General features: G+C 71.3%; 1 protein-coding gene. It reads left to right on the top strand.

What is annotated here, in order from left to right; translation table 11 throughout:
* Positions 1-1,206, top strand: a 1,206-nt coding sequence (locus AB1460_RS37595; RefSeq protein ID WP_368967339.1) for an IS110 family transposase, incomplete at its 5' end; no start/stop codon positions are given.
* Positions 1,207-1,233 lie beyond the last annotated feature (27 nt).

Below are 1,233 nucleotides of genomic sequence, written 5' to 3'. Positions count from 1 at the left end.
GAGGACCATCACGACATCGAGATCCAGAACGAGGCGGGACAGCGTCTCGCTCGCGCTCGGCTTCCCGAGGGCGTCGCCGGTCTCGCCCGGTTCCACGCACTGATCGCCGAGCACCTCGGCGGCGACAAGGGTCCGTCGCAGGTCGCGGTGGGGATCGAGACCGACCGGGGGCCATGGGTCGGTGCCCTGGTCGCGACCGGCTACCAGGTCTACGCGATCAACCCGCTCTCCGCCGCCCGATACCGCGAACGGCACGTCACCTCCCGGGCGAAAAGCGACCCCGGGGACGCGAGGGTACTGGCGGACCTGGTCCGTACCGACCGGCATCACCACCGCACCGTCGCCGCGGACAGCGACCTCGCCGAAGCCGTGAAAGTCCTGGCCCGTACCCATCAGAACCTGGCCTGGGCACGGCAACGGCACGCGAATCTCCTCCGCTCCACCCTGCGGGAGTTCTACCCTGCCGCCCTGGCAGCGTTCGACGACCTCGCCAGCCGCGACGCTCTCGCCGTCCTGGCCGCCGCCCCGACCCCGACAGCCGGCCGCGCGCTGGCCACGACACGGATCGCCGCCCTACTCCGTAAGGCCGGACGGCAACGCCGCGCCGACAGTCGCGCGGAGGAAATCCATACCGCGCTGCGCGGAGAGCAGCTCACCGCACCCGCAGAGATCGCGCAGGCGTTCGGGCACACCGTCACCGCCGCCGTCGCGGTCCTGACGACCCTCGTCGCGCAGATCGACCGGGTCGAGGCCGAGATGACCACACGCCTCCACCAGCACCCCCAGGCCCGGATCTACCTGTCCATGCCCGGGTTCGGGCCGGTCCTGGCCGCGCGGGCCCTCGGCGAGTTCGGCGACGACCCGAACCGATACGACACCGCCCGTGCCCGCCGCAACTACGCCGGCACCTCACCGATCACCCGGGCCTCCGGCAAGCGCCGTGTCGTCCTGGCCCGGGTCGCGGTAAACAGCCGGCTCCGCGACACACTGGCAACCCAGGCATTCGCCGCGCTGAAAGCCTCACCCGGTGCACGGGCCTACTACGACAACCATCGTGCCCGCGGCATGACCCACCACCAGGCGCTACGCGCCCTCGCGAACCGGCACGTCGCCATCCTCCACGGCTGCCTACGCCACCGCACGACCTACGACGAAACCACCGCCTGGCCAGCCCTCACCGACCCCACCCAGGCCGCCGCCGCTTGACAGATAGAACCAAGGGACGTCTACACC

Origin of the sequence: Parafrankia sp. FMc2, from assembly GCF_041008525.1 — a bacterium.
Classification (GTDB): domain Bacteria; phylum Actinomycetota; class Actinomycetes; order Frankiales; family Frankiaceae; genus Parafrankia.
The sequence above is the reverse complement of the archived record's forward strand: the minus strand, read 5'-3'. Positions and strand labels throughout refer to the sequence as shown.